The 1,317-nt window shown below is 60.8% G+C and carries 1 protein-coding gene and 1 pseudogene; both read right to left on the bottom strand.

The genetic code is table 11. From position 1 onward, the window contains the following. Positions 1-899 (bottom strand): electron transfer flavoprotein subunit alpha/FixB family protein (locus tag CQ041_RS26090; protein WP_105649065.1); only part of this gene is annotated, 899 nt, incomplete at its 3' end. 2 nt (positions 900-901) lie between these two features. Beyond that, positions 902-1,317, bottom strand: a pseudogene (locus CQ041_RS26095) (electron transfer flavoprotein subunit beta/FixA family protein); the annotation flags it as partial.

Genomic DNA, 1,317 nt, shown 5'->3' on the forward strand with positions numbered 1-1,317 from the left:
TCGAACAAGTCCGCCACCAGGCCGTAATCGGCCACCTGGAAGATCGGTGCTTCTTCGTCCTTGTTGATCGCGACGATCACTTTGGAGTCTTTCATACCGGCCAGGTGCTGGATCGCGCCGGAGATACCGACGGCGATGTACAGCTGCGGCGCAACGATCTTGCCGGTCTGACCGACCTGCATGTCGTTGGGTACGAAACCTGCGTCGACGGCAGCGCGGGAAGCGCCGACCGCAGCGCCCAGCTTGTCGGCCAGGGCGTACAGGTGCTTGAAGTTGTCACCGTTCTGCATGCCACGGCCGCCGGACACGACGATCTTGGCAGCGGTCAGCTCAGGACGGTCCGACTTGGCCAGCTCTTCGCCAACAAAGCTGGAAGTGCCAGCATCGTGGGCAGCTGCAACAGCTTCAACGGTAGCCGAACCCCCTTCAGCGGCAACCGGGTCGAAACCGGTGGCACGCACGGTGATGACTTTTACCGAGGCAGTCGATTGCACGGTGGCAATGGCGTTACCGGCGTAGATCGGGCGCTTGAAGGTGTCGGCGCTTTCGACCGAGATGATCTCGGAGATCTGGTCAACGTCCAGCTGCGCAGCAACGCGTGGCAGGATGTTTTTGCCGTTGGAAGTGGCGGCAGCCAGGATGTGGCTGTAGCCGGCGCCGAGCTCTGCAATCAGAGGCGCGACGTTTTCCGGCAGTTGATGCGCGTAGGCGGCATTGTCAGCGTTCAGGACTTTGCTCACGCCTGCGATTTTTGCAGCGGCTTCAGCCACGGCGCCAGCGCCTTGGCCTGCTACCAGCACGTGAATGTCGCCACCGATTTTGGCGGCAGCGGCCACGGTATTCAGGGTGGCCGGGGCCAGCACCTTGTTATCGTGTTCGGCGATTACGAGGATAGTCATGGTCAGATCACCTTCGCTTCGTTTTTCAGTTTCTCGACCAACTCGGCAACAGACTTGACCTTGATGCCCGCGCTGCGTGCAGCCGGTGCTTCAACTTTTACGGTCTTGTTGGTGGAGGCGGTGGAAACGCCCAAGGCATCCGGAGTCAGGGACTCAAGCGGCTTCTTCTTGGCTTTCATGATGTTCGGCAGGGACGCGTAGCGCGGCTCGTTCAAACGCAGGTCGGTGGTGACGATGGCCGGCAGTTTCAACGAAACGGTCTGTGCGCCGCCGTCGATTTCACGGGTCACGGCAACGCTGTCGCCGCTCACTTCGACTTTGGACGCGAAGGTGCCCTGGCCGTAACCGGTCAGTGCAGCCAGCATCTGGCCAGTCTGGTTGTTGTCGCTGTCGATGGCTTGTTTGCCGAGGATCACCA

Origin of the sequence: Pseudomonas sp. MYb60, from assembly GCF_002979555.1 — a bacterium.
Classification (GTDB): Bacteria; Pseudomonadota; Gammaproteobacteria; order Pseudomonadales; family Pseudomonadaceae; genus Aquipseudomonas.